This window comes from Phenylobacterium sp. LjRoot225 (assembly GCF_964252855.1).
Taxonomy (GTDB): Bacteria; Pseudomonadota; Alphaproteobacteria; order Caulobacterales; family Caulobacteraceae; genus Phenylobacterium.
This window is the reverse complement of record NZ_CAXUPL020000001.1, coordinates 866,141-883,048: the sequence shown is the minus strand read 5'-3', so window position 1 is coordinate 883,048 and position 16,908 is coordinate 866,141. Positions and strand designations below refer to the sequence as shown.

Here is a 16,908-nt window from a genome sequence, read left to right as displayed (position 1 = left end):
ATGCGGGTCAGCATCGTCATTCCGTCGCGCAATCGCTGCAGCCAGCTGGTGCGCACCGTCGAACGTCTGCGCGACGCCGTCGGCGACGACCCCGGCGTGGAGATCATCGTCGCGCTCAACGGATGCCGCGACGACAGCGCCGCGGCGATGGGCCGCCTGGGCCCCGGGATCGCGGTTCGTACCGTCGATCTCGCCGTCGGCAACGCGGCCTCGGCGCGAAACGCCGGCGCGCGGGCCGCCCGCGGCGCGCTGATCGTCTTTCTCGACGACGACATGGACGTCGCGCCGGGCTTCGTGGCCGCCCACGAGGCGGCCCAGGCCGCTCGTCCGGGGGCCGTTGTGCTGGGCCATGCGCAGCCCTGCATCGAGGGGCTCGGCTGGTACGACCAGGGAAAGCGGGCCTGGTGGAACGACCATTTCACCCGGCTGGCCCAGCCCTCCTGCCGGTTCACCTATCGCGAACTGCTGTCGGGCAATTTCTCGATCGGACGGGAGCTGTTCCTGGGTCTTGGCGGCTTCGACGAGGCCTTCGCCTGCCGGGAGGACTATGAGCTCGGCTATCGACTGCTGGAGCAGGGCGTTCCGTTCGTCTTCGAGCCGCGTGCGCTGAGCCTGCATCACGACGAACGCACCCACGGCCAGGGCTTTGACCGCGCGAGGCGGGAAGGCGAGGCCGACGTCCAGCTGGCGATCAAGCATCCGGCCCTGTTCTCGCTCTCGCGCCTTGGACCGCAGTCGCGGAAGTTCGAGCGCGCCTGCGCGCTCCTGGGCGAACGGCGGCTGTGGGCGACGCTTTCCGCAGTCCTCGGCCTCCTGAACCGGTTGCGGGCGAGATCGCTATGGCTGCGGCTCGACGCCGCCGCCCGCGCCTACGCCTATGCGCGTGGCCAGACCGCCTCGCTCGACCCCGTGGCGATCGCCGCGACGCCGCGGCACGACGCCTTCCCAGTCTATGACCTGGCCTGCGGCTACGAGACCGTCCAGGCGCGTCTCGATCGCGAACGACCGAGCGCCGCGGAATTCCGCATGGGATGGCGAGAGGTCTTCTCGATCGCCCCGCAGCCCGGCGCCGAACCGCTGGCGGGGCGGCACCTGCCGCGCCTGTTGACCGAACATCTCAACGCCGTCGTTCGGGCGGACGCCGCGAGCCGGCTTCCGCCGATGCTGGCGCCGGCGCCGCCCCCGGGCGCCGATACGGCGGCGACGGTGCTCGGAGAGCTGGATCTCGAAGATCCGCGGCCTGAGATGCTGGGCGTCTCGGCCGCCAGCCCGTCACGGTGGCTCGTTCGCTGCGGCGCCCGGCCGCTGGGCTGGGTCAGGCACCAGGCCCGTGAAGGCGAGGTCACCGACGTGCGCAGCCTCGTGGCGGGCCAGCTCGCCGCCGCCCTGGTGCAGGAGCAACTGGCCCAGCGGCTCGAGGGACCTTCGTCGGTCCGCCTGCCGCCGATCTCGGTGGTGATCTGTACGCGCGATCGCCTGAGCACCCTGCGCCGCTGTCTCTCCGCGGTGCGGGCGCTGGACTACCCGAACTATGAGATCATCGTTGTCGATAACGCCCCCTCGACCGAGGAGACGGCGGAGCATGTGCGCAGCCTTCGCGGCGTGCGCTATGTGCGCGAGCCGACGCCAGGCCTCGACTGGGCGCGCAACCGCGGGGCCGCGGCGGCCCGCTACGCGATCGTCGCCTACACGGACGACGACACCCGCGTCGATCGCGGCTGGCTGAAGGGCCTGGCCGAGGCCTTCGCGCAGGACGAGGTCGACGTCGTGACCGGCCTCGTCGCGCCGATGAAGCTGGATACGCCGGCCCAGCTCTACTTCGAGGACGTCTATGGCGGCATGGGCAAGGGGATGTCCCCGCGCTGGTTCCGTGGCCGCGAGATGTCGCCCGCCGCCCTGCTCTGGGCGAGCGCCTGCGGCGTCGGCGCGAACATGGCCGTGCGCAAGCGGACGATCGCCAAGGTCGGGCCATTCGATCCCGCGCTCGACGTCGGGACCGCCACGCGTGGCGGCGGCGACATCGAATTCTTCCACCGCGTGCTGGCGGCCGGCGGAACCCTGGCCTACGCGCCCTCGGCCCTGGTCTGGCACGAGCATCGGGACGACTTCACCCGCCTGCAAGGACAGTTGCGCGACAACGGCTCGGGCTTCGTCGGCTACCTGCTGACCTGCATCGAGCGCAAGAGCGTCAGCCGCGCCGCGGTCCTGCGGTTCATCCTGGTGAACTGGGGCTGGCGCTGGCTGCTCCGGAACCTCGTCAGGCCCGGGGGGCACAGCCGCGGGCTGGTTCTCGCAGAAATTCACGGCGCCTTCCTCGGCTTGAGCCGCTACCGGGTCGCCCGGCGGGAAGCCGCGCGCCTGGCGTGGACGCGCGTCGAAGCCGCGCCGGCGGAGCTGGCCCATGCGAGCTAGGGCGCTGCACTTCTGGGACGTGATCCTCACCCTCGTCCGGCGCGACTTCCTGGGTCGCTATCGCAACACGGCGATCGGCATGCTCTGGGCGCTGGTCAGCCCGCTGATGTACCTGGCCGTCTTCTATGTGCTCTTCGGCCACGTCCTGAAGCTGGGCATAGACCGCTACGCCTCCTTCGTGCTGATCGGCGTGCTGTCCTGGGGACTGACGCAACAGGCCATCCTGCAGGCCGTGACGGCGATCACCGGCAACGGCAACATGTTGTCCCAGCCCGGCTTTCCCGTGGCGGCCCTGCCCATCGTGGCGGTCGCCTCGAACCTGGTCACCTTCGTCATCACCCTGCCGCTCCTGCTGATCGTGATGATGGCGGAGGGCGTCCGTCCGAGCCTGTTCGCCGTGCTCGTTCTGCCGATCATGGTCGTGCAGTTCGTGCTCACCCTGGGGGTCTGCTACCTCGTCGCCGGATTCAACGTCGTCGCGCGCGACGTCCAGTTCATCGTGCCGGTGGTGATGCAGGTCGGCTACTACGTGACGCCGATCTTCTACAGCCTGGACAAGGTCCCCGAGAGGTTCAGGACGATCCTGAGCCTCAATCCGATGGCGATCGTGGTCGACAGCTACCGGGCCGTTCTCCTGGAAGGCCACGCCCCGAACTGGCTCTACCTCGCCGGCGCGCTCGCCGCCGGGCTGGTGACGCTTGGCCTGGCCGTGAAATACTTTCGGCACGCCAGCCGCAGCTTCCTGGAGGACGTCTAGTGGGCGCTGGAAGCATGACGGCCGTCGACGTGGGCAAGCGGTTCCTCTGGCGTTCCGGGGGGCCGCGCGCGCGCACCCTGAAGCAGATGGCGCTTCGCGGCTTCCGCAGCGCGCCGATGCAGGAGCATTGGGCGGTGCGCGGGGTCAGCCTTGACGTCAAGGCCGGCGAGGCGGTCGGGGTCCTGGGCCACAACGGCTCGGGCAAGTCGACACTGCTGCGGATGCTGGGCGGCGTCATGCAGCCGGACGAGGGGGCCATCACCCGCGTCGGCAAGGTGCGCGGTCTGCTCGAGCTGACCACGGGCATCCACGGGGACCTTTCCGGTCGCGAGAACATCTACATCAACGGCGTCATCGCCGGTCTGACGCGGCGTGAGATCACCGCCCGCATCGACGAGATCATCGCGTTTTCCGAGCTCGGCGAGGCGATCGATACGCCGGTCAGGACCTACAGCTCGGGCATGAAGCTGCGGCTCGGGTTCTCGGTCGCCGCCCATGCGGATCCGGACGTCCTGCTGATCGACGAAGTGCTGAGCGTCGGCGATCTGGCCTTCCAGAAGAAATGCCTCGATCGGATCCACGCCATCCGCGACGGCGGCTGCGCGATCGTCCTGATCACCCATGAACTCGACCAGATCGAACACATCTGCGAGCGGGCGATCTGGATGAGCCAGGGCCGCTGCATCGCCCAGGGCGCCCCTGGCATGCTGGTCGGCGAATACCGCGTCGCCATGGATGTCGAGACGAGCCTGCGCGCGCCCAAGGACGTGGAGGCCCTGGTGCTGCCGAGCGGCGTGCGGCTGGTCATGGGCGAGAACCGCTTCGGAAGTCTCGACGCGGAGATCGTCGATGTGCGGATCCTTAACGCCCAAGGCCGGCCCGTCCGCGAGATCGCGCCGGGGGCCGGACTGTCGGTCGAGCTCGACATCCGCGCCCACAAGCCCATCCACGGCGCGCGGGCCTGTCTCTCGATCGGCCGCGGCGAGCTCGACGACGTGCTCGACCTCAACTCCGAGCGTGACGGCTTCAAGGTCGGCGACCTCAACGGCGACGCGCGTGTCCGCATCGACATCGAGCGTCTGGATCTGGCGCCGGGGCCGTTCGAGATGAGCGTCGGTCTTTACGAGGCCGAATGGCGCTACAGCTACGACTATCACTGGCGGGCCCATCCGCTCGTCGTGGAGGGCGACAAGCCGGACCGGGGCTGGCTCGGGCCGCCGCGGACGTGGCGGCGGCTATGACGGCGTCTTCGACCCTCGCGGCGCCGCGCATCAGCGTGATCATTCCGGCGCACAACAGCGCCGCGACCCTGGCCGGCGCCCTGGACAGTCTCATCCGTCAAACCGAGACGGAGTGGGAGGCGATCATCGTCGACGACGGTTCGACCGATCGAACCCACGCGCTCGCGTCCGGCTTCGCCGAGCGTGACCCGCGCCTGCGCGCCCTGCGCCGGGACCGCGGCGGCGTCAGTGCGGCGCGCAACGCCGGCCTGTCCGAGGCCCGGGCGGACTGGGTGCTGTTCCTGGACGCCGACGACAGGTTGGATCCTTCGCATCTCGCCCATCAGCTCGACGCACAGACCCGCCATCCGCAGGCCGACGTGATCTGCGGCGACTGGCGGCTGGCGCGGCCGCAGGGGCTGGGGCCGGTGCAGCCGCCGATCGATCTCGCCGAGGTGTTCGGCGTGGCCGCCAGGCGCCCGCCGTTCGTGATCCACGCCGCCCTGACCCGCCGCAGCCGATTGCAGCAATGCGGCGGCTTCGACGAAGGCCTGGCGTCCGCGGAGGACTGGGACCTCTGGCAGAGGATCGGCCGGACCGGGGCGAATTTCGCACCCGCGCGTACGGTCGCCCGCTACAGCTTCCGCGCGGACTCGCTCTCGAGCGATCTGGCCCTGCGGCTGAGAAGCGGGCTAGCGGTGATCGAGCGCGGGCATGGCCCGGACCCGCGCGTCGTCGACCCCGCGCCGGCCTATGCCCAGGGCGCCCCGCGACAGGGCCTGCCGCATGCGAAAGCCATCTTCGGCCTCGGCGTCGCCGGCGCGGCGATTGGCGCCGGACAGGAACATGTTCTCCCGGAGGTGCTGGCCGTCTGCGGCGGCGGGCTGCTCGACCCGGATGAGGTTGCGACCGCACTCGTGGAGGGGCTGGCGCGCGCCACAGAGGCGGAGCAGGGAACCTGGATGTCGGTCTGGCCGACCGTGGCCCCGCGCGTCGAGTCCTTCCTCGGACAGCTGGAGGCTGACCAGTTCGCGCCTCGGCTGACGCGCCGGGTGCTCCGACGCATCGAGCTCAGGCTGGCGAACAGCCTGTGGCCCGACGAACACGGCGTCATCGGGGCCCTTCAGGTCGTCGCCTGTGATCGCTCGCCAAGGAACGACCTGCGACCCGCGCGAGGCGCCGAGCGCGTGCGGCTCGTCGTGCGTGAGCGGGACGGAATCCTGGGCCGGCTGGACCTGGTCTCGGCGGAGACCTTCGAGCGCCCTCAGCTGAACGCCCTCATCGTCGGGGAATTTGGCGGTCCTGCGACGCCGGCCCGGCGGCCGAGGCCTGCGCGCCGGATCCGCAGCCTGCTGGCGAAGGCCTCATCGCTCCCGACGTCCGCAAAGATCCGACAGACGGTTCGCGCCCGCGTCCTGGCGGAGCGATCGAGGCTCGCCAAGCGGGTCCTGCGCGCGCCGGCCACGCCGGCTGACGCCGAGCAGCCTTGGGTGACGCTCGCCTACCATCGGGTCGCCGACGAGGGCCCCGCGGGACTGGAAGACTTCCGGGTGTCGCCAGAGCGCTTCGCCGAGCACATGCGCTGGCTGGCGGAGCAGGGCTACGTCGCCCTGTCGCTCGAGCAACTCGACGCGCACGTGTGGAGCGGAGCTCAGCTGCCGCGCCGCGCTGTCCTGATCACCTTTGACGACGGTTACCTCGATGTGCTGACCCAAGCCGCGCCGGCGATGGAGCGCTACGGCTTCGTCGGCACAGTGTTTCTGGTGACGGAGGAGATGGGCGGGACGGCCCGCTGGGACGCCGCCTATGGACCGCCGGCCCGCCTGATGGACTGGGCCCAGGCCGAGGCGCTTCGCGCCCGGGGGTGGAGCTTCGGCGCGCACAGCGCGCGTCACCTGCCCTTGACGGGGCTCTCGCCCGACGAGCTTCGGCGCGAGCTGACGGAATCGCGGGAGGCGATCGCCGGCCGCCTGGGCACGTGCAGCGGCCTGGCCTATCCCTATGGCGACGTCGACGAGGCGGTCGCGCGGGAGGCTTTTGCGGCCGGCTATCGGCTGGCCTTCACCTGCGTGCCGAGCCTCTGGCGCCGCGGCTCGCCGATCATGATGCTGCCGCGGCTGACGGCGCTTGGCGGCTGGTCCTCGGACGAGCTCGCGGCCGCGATCGGACGCCTCGCATGAAGACCTGGCCGAAGATCGAGACCCCGGTCGTCACCGTCGTGATCCCGGCCTACAACGCCCAAGCCACCCTGGCCGAAACGCTGGAGTCGGCGCTCGCCCAGAACTGCCGCGACATCGAAGTGATTGTGGTCGACGACGGCTCCTCGGACCAGACCGTGTCGATCGCCGAGGCCTATGCCGCGCGCGATCGGCGGGTCCGCCTGGTCGGCCAGGCGAACGGCGGGGTGGCGCGGGCGCGCAACCGGGGCGTCGCCGAAGCCCGGGCCGCCTATGTCGCGCCGTTGGACGCCGACGACCTGTGGCATCCCGCCAAGCTGGAGCGGCAGCTTCGCACGCTTCAGGCGGCGGGACCGAATGTCGGGCTCGTCTACAGCTGGACGCGGCTGATCGACGCCGAGGGCCGGGTGACCGGCGCGCAGCCGCCGTCCTACGCCGAAGGCTACGTCCTGCATCGGCATCTCGCCTGGAACTTCGTCGGCAACGGCAGCACGCCGCTCATCCCGACCGAACTGCTGCGCCGTCACCCCTATGACCCGGCGCTGCGAGATGCGCACCGCGGGGGCGGGGAAGATTATCTGCTGCAGCTTCTTCTGGCCCAGCGACACATTTTCGCCTGCGCGCCGGGCTTTCTAACTGGCTATCGGAAGACCGCCAGGACGATGTCGAGCGATACGATTTCCATGGTTCGCTCGGTCAGCATGGTCTTCGCCCTGCTGGACAAGCAGTTGAGCGGATTCGCCCGACATGTCGCTCGCAGGCGCCGGGCCGATTACCTGCTTTGGGAGGCCGGCCACCACCTCGGCGCCCGCGACTGGCCGCAGGCAGCGCACACGCTTCTGGATGCAGGGCGGTGCGCTCCGTCGGTGACAATGCGATGGCTGGTGAACCGTGGTCTGAAGCGATCTTTGCGACGCGTTGAGCAGAGTGGGGCGGCTGATCTAGGGAATTTTCACGACCAGGATCCGGATGTCCTTGATCAGAGACAAGATCAGCAACTAAGTATCAAGGTTAACCAGAGGTTGTCCAGGGCGGATCTCGGATATGGTAGATATGTCGGGTGTTCGACTGAGTGTATCGGGTAGGTAATTACTGTTTTCCGTACGATTTGTTAGCAATCGATCAGATATACTTGGGTCAAATCAAAGCCGCGCGTGATGCGTGTGGACCAAGATGTTGGGGCGTTTACATTGAAGAAAGTTCTTGTGGCCGGTGGCGCCGGCTTTCTCGGCTCACACCTTGTCGACCGCTTGCTGCGCCGGTCCGATCTTGAGCGCCTCGTCGTCATCGACAACCTTTGGACCGGAACGCTCGACAACCTGGCGCACATCCGTGACCCGCGTCTGCAGGTGGAAGTCGGCGCCGCCGAGGACCTGGTCACCGACATGCGCTTCGACGAGATCCTGCATCTCGCCAGCCCAGCCTCGCCGCCGTGGTACATGCGAGATCCGGTGCGAACGATCAAAGCCAACGTCGTGGCGACCATGCACCTGCTCAACTTCCTGGCTCCGGGCGGGCGCTTCAGCTTCACCTCGACCTCGGAAGTCTACGGGGACCCGCTGATTTCGCCGCAGCCGGAAAGCTATCGCGGTTCCGTCGATTGCACTGGCCCGCGTTCGTCGTACGATGAGAGCAAGCGGTGCGCGGAGGCGCTGCTGTTCGAATCCCAGCGTGTCCACGGAATCGATGTGCGGGTGGTCCGACTGTTCAACGTCTACGGCCCGCGCACCCGTCTCGACGACGGCCGCGCCGTCTCCAACTTCCTGTCCCAGGCCCTGACCACCGGTGAGCTGACGGTCTACGGCGACGGCCTGCAGACCCGCAGCTGGGGCTATGTGGATGACATCGTCGAAGGCCTGGAGCGGTTCTTCTGGCGCGACAAGATCAGCTACAAGGGCCCGCTCAACGTCGGAAACGACCGGGAAATCTCGGTGCTGGACGTCGCCCGCTACATCACCACCCTGGCGCCCGGCTCGCGGATCGTTTTTGCGCCGCCCATCCCGCAGGATCCCACCAATCGCCGGCCCGATCTGACGGTGATGCGCGGCGTGCTGCCGGGCTGGGAGGCCGCCACGCCCTATGAGGAGGGCGTCGCTAAGACGCTGCAGTGGTTCCGCGAGCAGATGGAGCATGAGCTGACGGCGCCCGTTGCGCCGGGGCCGGTTCGTCTGCAGGCCTCCGTCAAGCGGCCGGGACCCGGGTCCGCAAGCGTCCTGGCCATGCGGAAGCGGCGCCGGAGCCAGCTGGCCTAGAGCCGCACCCGCGCTCAGCCCGTTTGCCGCATCGGCTTGATCCGTCGCTCCGCCTTCAGGAGCGCCCAGCCCTCACGGGTGAGCACGAAGGCGTGCGGCGAGCCGCCCCATCCGTTGGCCTGGGCGACGGAGCCGGCGCGCTGCAGGAGCCTGCGGCCGCACAGGCGCAGACAAAGCCCCACCTGCGCAGGATCTCCGTCAAGCAACGGGCCGCACAGCGCCGCCTTCAAGAGGTCGCGTTCTTCCTGGGGTAGCGGGTGGGGGTCGATCATAAGCGTCAAACGCCAAGCGACGCCGTCTGTTGCGGACAGAATGAGCGTCGAGCGCGATCTGCCCCTTCACTTCCTCGCAACCGGTTGAGAGAAGAGGCGCAACCTCGTTCAGGAAGCCGCCATGAAGACCCGCGCCGCCGTCGCTTTCGAAGCCAAGAAGCCTCTGGAGATCGTTGAAGTCGACCTCGAAGGCCCCCGCGCCGGCGAGGTGCTGGTGGAGATCAAGGCGACCGGGATCTGCCACACCGACGCCTACACCCTCGACGGCTTCGACTCCGAGGGCGTCTTCCCTTCGATCCTGGGCCACGAAGGGGCCGGGGTGGTGGTCGAGGTCGGCCCCGGGGTGATCAGCGTGCAGCCCGGCGACCACGTCATCCCGCTCTACACGCCGGAATGCCGGCAGTGCAAAAGCTGCCTTTCGCGCAAGACCAACCTCTGCACCGCGATCCGCGCCACGCAAGGCAAGGGGCTGATGCCCGACGGGACCAGCCGGTTCTCCTACAAGGGCCAGACGATCCACCACTACATGGGCTGTTCGACCTTCTCGAACTACACGGTGCTGCCGGAGATCGCGGTGGCCAAGATCCGCAAGGACGCCCCTTTCGACACCGCCTGCTACATCGGCTGCGGCGTGACCACCGGGGTGGGCGCGGTGGTCAACACCGCCAAGGTCGAGCCCGGCGCCAACTGCGTGGTCTTCGGCCTGGGCGGGATCGGCCTCAACGTCATCCAGGGGCTGAAGATGGCGGGCGCCTCGATGATCGTCGGGGTCGACATCAATCCGGATCGCGAGGAATGGGGCCGCCGCTTCGGCATGACCCATTTCGTCAATCCGAAGGCGATCTCGGGCGACGTCGTCCCGCATCTGGTCGAGCTGACCGACGGCGGGGCGGACTACACCTTCGACGCCACCGGCAACACCGTGGTCATGCGCCAGGCGCTCGAGGCCTGTCACCGCGGCTGGGGCGAGAGCATCGTCATCGGCGTCGCCGAGGCGGGCAAGGAGATCTCCACCCGCCCGTTCCAGCTGGTCACCGGCCGGGTCTGGAAGGGCACCGCCTTCGGCGGCGCGCGCGGCCGCACCGACACGCCGAAGATCGTCGACTGGTATATGGACGGCCAGATCCAGATCGACCCGATGATCACCCATCGCTTCCCGCTGGAACGGATCAACGAGGCCTTCGACCTGATGCACCGCGGCGCGAGCATCCGCAGCGTGGTGGTCTACTGAGATGGCGCTGGAGACCGTCTCCACCACCCGTTCGTTCGGCGGAACCCAAGGCGTCTACCGCCATCAGAGCCGCGAGACGGGGACGGAGATGGTCTTCTCCGCTTACCTGCCGCCGCAGGCGGAGCAGGGGCCCTGTCCAGTGGTCTGGTACCTGTCCGGCCTGACCTGCACCCACGCCAATGTCACCGAGAAGGGCCAGTTCCAGCGGGTCTGCGCCGAGCTCGGCCTGATCTTCATCGCTCCGGACACCAGCCCGCGTGGTCCCGGCGTGCCGGACGACCCGCACGGGGCCTGGGACTTCGGCCTGGGCGCCGGCTTCTACGTCGACGCGGTCCAGGACCCCTGGGCCGCCAACTACCGGATGGAGAGCTATGTCGCGGCCGAGCTGCCAGAGCTGGTCGCCGCCGAGCTGCCGGCGGACCTGAGCCGCCAGGGGATTTTCGGCCATTCGATGGGCGGACACGGCGCGCTGACGCTCGCCCTCAAGAACCCCGGCCGCTGGGGCAGCGTCTCGGCCTTCGCCCCGATCAGCTCGCCGATGCGCTGCGGTTGGGGCGAGAAGGCGCTGTCGGGCTATCTCGGCGCTGACCGGGCGGCCTGGCGCCGCTACGACGCCACGGCCCTGCTCGAGGACGGCGCGCGGCTTGCCGACCTGCTGGTGGATCAGGGGGAGGCCGATCCCTTCCTGGACCAGCTGCGGCCGGATCTGCTGGAGGCGGCCTGCGCCCAGGCCGCCGTCCCGCTGACGCTCCGCCGCCAGCCCGGCTACGACCACAGCTACTTCTTCATCGCCACCTTCATGGAAGACCATCTGCGCTGGCATGCGGAGCGGCTCACCCAGCTGTAGGCCTGGAAGCCGCCTTCAGACGGAGATCGCCTGGGGCGACCAGTCGACCTGGCGCACGCCCGGGCGTTTGACGAGACCGACCAGGAAGTCCGGCGGACGGGCGCGGTCGCCGATTTGGCCGTACCATTCCAGTTCGGCGCGGGCCTCGTAGCTGTCGCCGCCGTCGCGGTAGGTGATCGCCCAGGCGACGACGCCGTGGCCGCAGTCGCGCAGAATGTCACGCAGCTCGCTTTCCGGCAGATGCGCCGGCTCGGCGCATACGGTCAGGCCGGCGCGGAACCGGCGGCGGATGGCGTGGTCGACGCGCTCCAGGCCCGACAGCACGACGAGGCCCGCCGCGGTGACCGCGCTTCCCAGCCCCAGCTGTCCTGCGCCGAAGGTCAGGCCGACGAGGGTCATGAACCAGAGGGTGGCGGCAGTCGCTACTCCCATCACCGAGTCGCCGCGCCGGACGATCGCGCCCGCGCCGATGAAGCCGATGCCGGTGAGCACGCCGAGCGGCAGCCGCATCACGTCCAGCCGCAGGAAGTCCCTGGGCTCGGGGCCTTCGGTTTTCAGCATCAGGTTGGCGAGCACCATGGACAGGCAGGCGGCCACGCAGACGAGGGTGGTGGTGCGCAGGCCCGCCACCTGGCTGTGGGCTTCGCGATTGTAGCCCACCAGCACGCCTGCGAGGGTCGCCAGCCCCAGGCGCAGGGCGATGTCGAGCCAGGTGGGATCCGTCAGCATCCGGAATTTCTATCGCAGTGTGGTCAGCCTGCGGCCGGGGTGATCGGGCGGATCGGCAGCCATCTGGAGAGCTGGGCGTCCACGGTCTTGGTCAGGTCGCGGTTGAGCTCGCCGGTGATCGTCGCCCTGGCTGCGAGACCCCGCCGGAGCGCCGCGATCAGCCGGGCCGGCGCGGCGAGGAAGACGCCCTGGTAGGCGCCCTTTTCGACCAGTTTCGCGGCCTTCTCGGCGACCTCGGCGGCGAACGCCTCCTTGGCGGAGCGCAGGAAGTCCTGGCGGTTGAGGGAATGACCGCCGGGGTAGCTCTGATGGACGGTCCGCGCCGCGGGGCTCTGGCGCAACTCGTTGCGCAGCGCACGAAGCCGGGGTTGGCCGTCGATCTCCTCGATGGTCACATAGTGGCCGGTCTCGCGCGAGCGCTCAACGAAGCGGGCGCGGGCGCCGTCGGCCAGGAGGAAGAGCACTTTCGGGCTGGGCATGGATGGCCTCCGATCGGTAGGCCCTGCGCCGCCTGACGCGAGGCAGGGCCGGGGGAATGGGGTCGCCTCTGGTGGTGATAGCCCTTTGCGGCCGCCGCGCTGCATCAAAGAGGCGTGGAAAGGCCTCTAAAGCCGGTCGATCTGCAGCCTGGCCGGGCAGGCGGGGTTGATGCGGCTCAAACGCCGAATGAGTCCGCGCGACGTCTCGAAAAGCTGGAGGATTTCCGCTAACAGGTTCGCGGCGGCGCCCGGGCGGGGCGGCTGCAGGCTATTGGAGACTCTGGTTTCGTGATCAAAACCGGTCCGCATCTGAAGCAGGCGCGGGAAGCGCTGGGCTGGACGCCCGTGCAGCTGGCCCGCGCGCTGAGGCTCGCCGGCGGCGACAAGCAGGGCGAGAAGCGAGTCCTGGAGATGGAGTCGGGGCGGCGCGACATCTCCGGCCCGGTCACCGTCGCCGTGGAGTCCTTCCTGCACGGCTACCTGCCCGTCGGCTTCAAGCCTGACGGCGAGATGGTCGCGGCCGAAGAGGCTCAGCGATAGGGCGGTCTGGGGATCGAGGTCTGGGCCGCGCGGAGCGCCGCCGACCAGCGGTCGTTCAGGTCCCGATAGTATTCGTCATGGTCGTCGATGCGATGCACCAGCCGCGCCCGGCTTTCGCCTGAACGGGCGATCATCAGGTCGATCGGCAGCCCGACGGCGAGGTTGGACCGCATCGTCGAGCTGAACGAGATCAGCCCGATCTTCACCGCCTCGTCGAGTTCGGTGTCATAGGTCATCGCCCGGTCGAGGATCGGCTTGCCGTACTTGGTCTCGCCGATCTGCAGATAGGGGGTGTCGGGGCCGCATTCGATGAAGTTGCCGGCACTGTAGACCAGGAACAGCCGGGTGGGTTCGCCGCCGACGCTGCCGCCCACCAGCAGGGTGGCGTCGAAGTTGATGTCGCCCTGTTTCAAGCCCTCCATCTCGTCTCGCGTAAACCGCACGGCCTGGCCCACCAGATAGGCCGCGCGGTGGATGGAGGCGACGCTGTCGAGGGATTCCAGCTCGCCGCTGTCGGGGGCGACGAAGCCAAGGCTCACCCGCTCCATCGCCTGCTGGGTCGTCGATAGGCTGCCGGCCGAGGCGACCGTGATCAGGCGGCGGCCGTCGTTCCCGTAGATCCGCAGCTTGCGATAGGTCGAGACGCTGTCGACGCCGGCGTTGGTCCGGGTGTCGGCGAGCATGGCGAGGCCCTGCCTCACCAACAAGCCCACGCAATAGGTCACGTCGCCTCCCGATCAGTCCTGGCGCTGGCGCACCGACTGGCGCGCGAGCACGGCGACGGTGAGGTGCTCCTGTCCCCCGCCGCGGCGCGCCCCTCGAAGGGGCGCAGCATCCAGATAGTCGAGTCCCGTGGCGACGCGAAGATAGGTTTGATCGGGACAGACGGCGTTGACGGGATCAAAGCCCGTCCAGCCGAGCTCCGGGATATAGGCTTCGGCCCAGGCGTGGGCGGCTTCCTGCTCGCCGCCCTCGGTGCGGCAGAGGTGGCCGGAGACATAGCGGGCGGGCAGGCCCATTCGGCGCGCGGCGGCGACGAAGATGTGGGCGTAGTCCTGGCAGACCCCGTGACCCTGGCCGAAGGCCTCGGCCGCGGAGGTCTCGACCCCCGTCGCGCCGGTGTCGAACCGCATGCGGCTGCTGAGCTCCTCCATCAGCCGGTGCAGGCGGGTGAGATGATCGCCGCTCGGCAAGCCCGCCACCCAATCGGCTAGGGCTGCGCTGGGCTCGGTCAAGGGCGTCTTTCGCAGGAAGACGCTGGGCGGGAAGGGCTCAAGGGCGCCGCGCACCACGCCGGCGGTCTCGCGCACCTCGACCTCGCCGGTCACCCGCACGGTGATCCGGTTCACCGCGCCTTCGGCGTAGAAGATGTGCAGGACGTTGCCGAAGGCGTCGCGACCCTCGCGCAGGAAGCCGTCGACGTCGACGTCCACCCGCCAGTTGAGGACCAGCTGGCCCTCGTGATCGCTGGGCGTGACCCTCAGCGCCTGGATGACGCCGTAGGCCGGCGAGTCATAGGTGTAGCTTGTGGCATGGCGAACGCGGATGCGCATGGTCAGAACGCGAATTGCTCGGCGATGGCGACGCCGAGACGGTTGTTGTCGACGATGAAACGCTCGATGAACTCGTGAAGGCCAGAGGCGAACACAGTCTTGATGTCGCCCTCGCGCAGCTGAAGCTGGATCTGCGAGGCCTGACGGTGCGCCGGTCCGCGGCGGCCGCTCCCCGAACCGAGATAGTCGAGCAGCTCGACGACGGTGTCGTAGCAGCAGGCGAGCGAGCGCGGCATGCGGTCGTTGAAGATCAGCAGGTCCGCGACCAGCAATGGCTTCACCACGTCGCGATAGACCCAGCGGTAGGCCGTGAGGGCTGAGACGGTGCGCAGGATGGTCGACCACTGGAAGTAGTCGAGGCTGCCGCCCACCGGCTCGTCCCGCGGCAGCAGCAGGTGGTATTTCACGTCCAGCAGGCGGGCGGTGTTGTCGGCGCGCTCGACCGCCGCGCCGAGCTGCAGGAACCAGTAGGCGTCATCGCGCAGCATGGTCCGTTGGGCCGAGCCGTCGAAGACGGCGACGGAGCGCTGCACGGCCTCGGTGAACTCGCGCACGTCGGTCTTCGAGAGATCCTGGACGCGCAGCCGCTGCACCTCGTGCCAGGCGGCGTTGAGCGCCTCCCAGGCCTCGCGGGTGAGACCGGTGCGGACCGCCCGCGCATTGCTCCGCGCATGCTCGATGCAGGTGCAGATCGCCGACGGGTTTCCCGTGTCGACGGTCAGGAAGTGGATGACGTCGGCCTCGGTCGGCTCGCCATGGGTCAAGGCGAAGGCGTCGGCCGCGCCGGCCGCGGCGAGCGCCCCCGACCAGGCCGTGGGATCGCCCCCATAGGTGGTCGGCAGGCTGGACAGCCGGGCGGTCGCGTCCAGCAGGCGGGCGAGGAAGTCCGCCCGCTCCATGTAGCGGCCGGTCCAGTAGAGGTTGGCGGCGGTTCTCGAAAGCATTCGTCAGCAGCCCGCCACCCAGGTGTCCTTGGTTCCGCCGCCCTGGCTGGAGTTCACCACCAGCGAGCCGGGGGTGAGCGCCACCCGCGTCAGCCCTCCTGGGGTGACCTTCACACCGTCTGCGCCGGTCAGGACGAAGGGGCGCAGGTCGACGTGGCGGGGCTCGAGCCGGCCCTCGTGCAGGGTGGGGCAGGTGGACAGCGCCAGCGTCGGCTGGGCGATGAAGCCCTGGGGGTCGGCGCGCAGCTTGGCGGCGAACTCGTCGATCTGGGCCCGACTGGCGTGCGGGCCGACCAGCATGCCGTAGCCGCCGGAGCCGTTGACCTCCTTGACCACCAGCTCGGGGAGGTGGTCCAGCACATAGGCGAGGTGCTCCGGTTCGCGGCAGCGCCACGTCGGCACATTGTGGAGGATCGGCTCCTTGCCCGAGTAGAAGCGGATGACCTCGGGCATGTAGCTGTACATCGCCTTGTCGTCGGCCACGCCGGTGCCGACCGCATTGGCCAGGGCGACGTTGCCGGCGAGGTAGGCCGAGAGCAGGCCCGGCACGCCCAGGGTCGAGTCCGGGCGGAAGAACAGCGGGTCCAGGAAGGCGTCGTCGATCCGCCGGTAGATGACGTGCACCCGGCGGGGCCCCTCGGTGGTGCGCATGTAGACCAGGTTGTCGCGCACGAAGAGGTCGGCGCCTTCGACCAGCTCGACCCCCATCTTGTCGGCCAGGAAGCTGTGTTCGTAGAAGGCCGAATTGTAGGGGCCGGGCGTCAGCACGACGATGGTCGGCTCCGCCTCGGGGCCGTCCGGCGCGACTGAGCGCAGGGTCTCCAGCAGCAGGTCCGGATAGGTCTCCACCGGCGCCACATTGGCGCGGGCCACCAGGTCCGGGAACAGCCGCATCATCATCTCCCGGTTCTCCAGCATGTAGGAGACGCCGGACGGGGTGCGGGCGTTGTCCTCCAGCACGAAGAAGTCGTCGGGGCCGGTGCGCACCAGGTCGACGCCGGCGACATGGACGAAGACGCCCTTGCTGGGCCGGTGGCCCATGACGGCCAGCTGGTGCTCCGGATTGAGCCGCACCAGCTCTTCGGGGATTACGCCGGCCTTGAGGATCTCCTGAGCGCCGTAGAGGTCGGCGAGCAGGGCGTTCAGCGCCTCGACCCGCTGCACCAAGCCCAGTTCGATCCGCCTCCATTCGCCGGCGGTCAGCACCCGCGGCACCAGGTCGAACGGGATCAACCGCTCCGAGCCGCCGGGATCGCCATAGACATTGAACGTCACCCCGGTGCGCCGGAACAAGAGCTCCGCCTGGGCGCGCCGGGTCTGCAACAGCTCGCTGGGAGCCGCGTCCAGCCAAGCCCGGACCTGGGCGTAAGCATCCCTGGTCCCGTCCCCTGGCCATCCGTCCATTTCGTCGAAGGCCGTCGACATCTACACCGCCGTAAGCTGCACCCCGTCAGCCAAGGCGAAAGCGGAGGCGGCGCACAGGTTCCGCCGCATC

The 16,908-nt window shown here is 69.1% G+C and carries 16 protein-coding genes; 9 read left to right on the top strand and 7 right to left on the bottom strand.

The genetic code is table 11. The features are described 5' to 3' along the window. The 6 genes from ACSQ2B_RS04255 (at position 1) to ACSQ2B_RS04230 (ending at position 8,818) form a co-directional block, all read left to right on the top strand. Positions 1 to 2,412 carry a glycosyltransferase family 2 protein gene (locus tag ACSQ2B_RS04255; protein WP_436047641.1) on the top strand — a complete coding sequence of 804 codons (2,412 nt, stop codon included), beginning with the start codon at positions 1 to 3 and terminating at the stop codon, positions 2,410 to 2,412. Continuing rightward, positions 2,402 to 3,169 (top strand): ABC transporter permease, encoded by a 768-nt coding sequence (locus tag ACSQ2B_RS04250; RefSeq protein WP_436047639.1) that lies wholly within the window; start codon positions 2,402 to 2,404, stop codon positions 3,167 to 3,169. The genes ACSQ2B_RS04255 and ACSQ2B_RS04250 overlap by 11 nt, the downstream gene beginning before the upstream one ends. A gap of 14 nt (positions 3,170 to 3,183) precedes the next feature. Beyond that, positions 3,184 to 4,410, top strand: a complete 1,227-nt coding sequence (locus ACSQ2B_RS04245; RefSeq protein WP_436047637.1) for an ABC transporter ATP-binding protein — start codon at positions 3,184 to 3,186, stop codon at positions 4,408 to 4,410. Beyond that, a complete protein-coding gene (locus tag ACSQ2B_RS04240; RefSeq protein ID WP_436047635.1) occupies positions 4,407 to 6,569 on the top strand; it encodes a glycosyltransferase in 2,163 nt (720 codons plus the stop codon). Before ACSQ2B_RS04245 ends, ACSQ2B_RS04240 begins: the two co-directional genes overlap by 4 nt. Then, entirely contained in the window at positions 6,566 to 7,651 is a 1,086-nt protein-coding gene (locus ACSQ2B_RS04235) for a glycosyltransferase family 2 protein (RefSeq protein WP_436047634.1), read from the top strand. Before ACSQ2B_RS04240 ends, ACSQ2B_RS04235 begins: the two co-directional genes overlap by 4 nt. 105 nt (positions 7,652 to 7,756) lie before the next feature. After that, positions 7,757 to 8,818, top strand: coding sequence for an NAD-dependent epimerase/dehydratase family protein (locus tag ACSQ2B_RS04230; RefSeq protein WP_436047632.1), 1,062 nt, complete (start codon positions 7,757 to 7,759; stop codon positions 8,816 to 8,818). A gap of 14 nt (positions 8,819 to 8,832) precedes the next feature. Here the strand turns inward: ACSQ2B_RS04230 and ACSQ2B_RS04225 are convergent, their stop codons facing one another. After that, positions 8,833 to 9,090, bottom strand: coding sequence for a hypothetical protein (locus ACSQ2B_RS04225; RefSeq protein WP_436047630.1), 258 nt, complete (start codon positions 9,088 to 9,090; stop codon positions 8,833 to 8,835). 121 nt (positions 9,091 to 9,211) lie between these two features. Here ACSQ2B_RS04225 and ACSQ2B_RS04220 point away from each other — a divergent pair, with 121 nt between their 5' ends. Together ACSQ2B_RS04220 and fghA are read left to right on the top strand one after the other, a co-directional pair. Continuing rightward, the gene (locus ACSQ2B_RS04220; protein WP_436047628.1) at positions 9,212 to 10,321 is read left to right on the top strand and encodes an S-(hydroxymethyl)glutathione dehydrogenase/class III alcohol dehydrogenase; all 1,110 of its coding nucleotides are present in this window, start codon (positions 9,212 to 9,214) and stop codon (positions 10,319 to 10,321) included. A gap of 1 nt (position 10,322) precedes the next feature. After that, positions 10,323 to 11,168, top strand: a complete 846-nt coding sequence (gene fghA, locus ACSQ2B_RS04215; RefSeq protein ID WP_436047626.1) for an S-formylglutathione hydrolase — start codon at positions 10,323 to 10,325, stop codon at positions 11,166 to 11,168. 15 nt (positions 11,169 to 11,183) lie between these two features. Here fghA and ACSQ2B_RS04210 read toward each other — a convergent pair whose 3' ends face one another. After that, entirely contained in the window at positions 11,184 to 11,897 is a 714-nt protein-coding gene (locus ACSQ2B_RS04210) for an MgtC/SapB family protein (protein ID WP_436047624.1), read from the bottom strand. A gap of 23 nt (positions 11,898 to 11,920) precedes the next feature. Then, positions 11,921 to 12,376 carry a host attachment protein gene (locus ACSQ2B_RS04205; RefSeq protein ID WP_436047622.1) on the bottom strand — a complete coding sequence of 152 codons (456 nt, stop codon included), beginning with the start codon at positions 12,374 to 12,376 and terminating at the stop codon, positions 11,921 to 11,923. A 288-nt stretch (positions 12,377 to 12,664) separates the two neighbouring features. Between ACSQ2B_RS04205 and ACSQ2B_RS04200 the strand changes: the two genes are divergently transcribed. After that, a complete protein-coding gene (locus ACSQ2B_RS04200) occupies positions 12,665 to 12,916 on the top strand; it encodes a helix-turn-helix domain-containing protein (protein ID WP_436047620.1) in 252 nt (83 codons plus the stop codon). On the opposite strand, the gene ACSQ2B_RS04195 is transcribed toward ACSQ2B_RS04200, so the two are convergent. From ACSQ2B_RS04195 to ACSQ2B_RS04180, 4 genes are read right to left on the bottom strand one after another with little or no spacing between them, the layout of a single operon-like run. Continuing rightward, a complete protein-coding gene (locus tag ACSQ2B_RS04195) occupies positions 12,907 to 13,641 on the bottom strand; it encodes a peptidase (protein ID WP_436047618.1) in 735 nt (244 codons plus the stop codon). The two genes, ACSQ2B_RS04200 and ACSQ2B_RS04195, sit on opposite strands and share 10 nt — an antisense overlap. 12 nt (positions 13,642 to 13,653) lie before the next feature. Beyond that, complete coding sequence (locus ACSQ2B_RS04190; protein ID WP_436047616.1) at positions 13,654 to 14,469, bottom strand: transglutaminase family protein; 816 nt, start codon at positions 14,467 to 14,469, stop codon at positions 13,654 to 13,656. A 2-nt stretch (positions 14,470 to 14,471) separates the two neighbouring features. Next, positions 14,472 to 15,413, bottom strand: coding sequence for an alpha-E domain-containing protein (locus tag ACSQ2B_RS04185; RefSeq protein ID WP_436047614.1), 942 nt, complete (start codon positions 15,411 to 15,413; stop codon positions 14,472 to 14,474). Between the two features lie 3 nt (positions 15,414 to 15,416). Further along, positions 15,417 to 16,838 (bottom strand): circularly permuted type 2 ATP-grasp protein, encoded by a 1,422-nt coding sequence (locus tag ACSQ2B_RS04180; RefSeq protein ID WP_436047612.1) that lies wholly within the window; start codon positions 16,836 to 16,838, stop codon positions 15,417 to 15,419. Positions 16,839 to 16,908 lie beyond the last annotated feature (70 nt).

Bases quoted from the DNA above. Each gene is read 5' to 3' on its own strand.
- ACSQ2B_RS04255 (WP_436047641.1), top strand. From the start codon at position 1: ATGCGGGTCAGCATCGTCATTCCGTCGCGCAATCGCTGCAGCCAGCTG.
- ACSQ2B_RS04250 (WP_436047639.1), top strand. From the start codon at position 2,402: ATGCGAGCTAGGGCGCTGCACTTCTGGGACGTGATCCTCACCCTCGTC.
- ACSQ2B_RS04245 (WP_436047637.1), top strand. From the start codon at position 3,184: ATGACGGCCGTCGACGTGGGCAAGCGGTTCCTCTGGCGTTCCGGGGGG.
- ACSQ2B_RS04240 (WP_436047635.1), top strand. From the start codon at position 4,407: ATGACGGCGTCTTCGACCCTCGCGGCGCCGCGCATCAGCGTGATCATT.
- ACSQ2B_RS04235 (WP_436047634.1), top strand. From the start codon at position 6,566: ATGAAGACCTGGCCGAAGATCGAGACCCCGGTCGTCACCGTCGTGATC.
- ACSQ2B_RS04225 (WP_436047630.1), bottom strand. From the start codon at position 9,090: ATGATCGACCCCCACCCGCTACCCCAGGAAGAACGCGACCTCTTGAAG.
- ACSQ2B_RS04220 (WP_436047628.1), top strand. From the start codon at position 9,212: ATGAAGACCCGCGCCGCCGTCGCTTTCGAAGCCAAGAAGCCTCTGGAG.
- fghA (WP_436047626.1), top strand. From the start codon at position 10,323: ATGGCGCTGGAGACCGTCTCCACCACCCGTTCGTTCGGCGGAACCCAA.
- ACSQ2B_RS04210 (WP_436047624.1), bottom strand. From the start codon at position 11,897: ATGCTGACGGATCCCACCTGGCTCGACATCGCCCTGCGCCTGGGGCTG.
- ACSQ2B_RS04205 (WP_436047622.1), bottom strand. From the start codon at position 12,376: ATGCCCAGCCCGAAAGTGCTCTTCCTCCTGGCCGACGGCGCCCGCGCC.
- ACSQ2B_RS04190 (WP_436047616.1), bottom strand. From the start codon at position 14,469: ATGCGCATCCGCGTTCGCCATGCCACAAGCTACACCTATGACTCGCCG.
- ACSQ2B_RS04185 (WP_436047614.1), bottom strand. From the start codon at position 15,413: ATGCTTTCGAGAACCGCCGCCAACCTCTACTGGACCGGCCGCTACATG.
- ACSQ2B_RS04180 (WP_436047612.1), bottom strand. From the start codon at position 16,838: ATGTCGACGGCCTTCGACGAAATGGACGGATGGCCAGGGGACGGGACC.